The sequence below is a fragment of the Pseudoclavibacter helvolus genome, assembly GCF_049707175.1.
Lineage (GTDB): Bacteria > Actinomycetota > Actinomycetes > Actinomycetales > Microbacteriaceae > Pseudoclavibacter > Pseudoclavibacter helvolus_A.
The window spans coordinates 1-377 of record NZ_JBNAFM010000050.1; the positions used below are offsets into that span (position 1 = coordinate 1).

Annotated in this window: 1 protein-coding gene; it reads right to left on the reverse strand. The window is 67.9% G+C overall.

All coding sequences use genetic code 11. The annotated features are described in order from the left end of the window. A partial coding sequence (locus ACPYN9_RS17225) for an aldehyde dehydrogenase family protein (protein WP_424468122.1) occupies positions 1 to 377 on the reverse strand: 377 nt, incomplete at both ends.

Consider the following 377-nt stretch of genomic DNA (forward strand, 5'->3'; position numbering starts at 1 on the left):
CTGCTGGTGGGGAGGTTGTCGATGAGGGTCGGGCCGAGCCAGAACCCGCCTTCGGCGCCCTCGGCTTGGATGGTGCGACCGTCGACGAGGACGTCGGCGCCGTCATCCGCAGCGATCTGGATGTAGGAGGCGATCTTGTCGCGGTGCACTTCGGAGACGATGGGGCCCATGTCGGGTTCCTTGTGCGTGTCGGTTGGGGTGCCGTCCCCGATGCGCAGCGTCGCGATGCGCTCTTTCACTTTCTCGATGAGCTGGTCGGCGACGGGCTCGATCGCGAGGACCACGCTGATGGCCATGCATCGCTCGCCCGCGGACCCGAAGCCGGCGTTGATGGCCTGGTCGGCGACGAGGTCGAGGTCGGCGTCGGGGAGCACGAG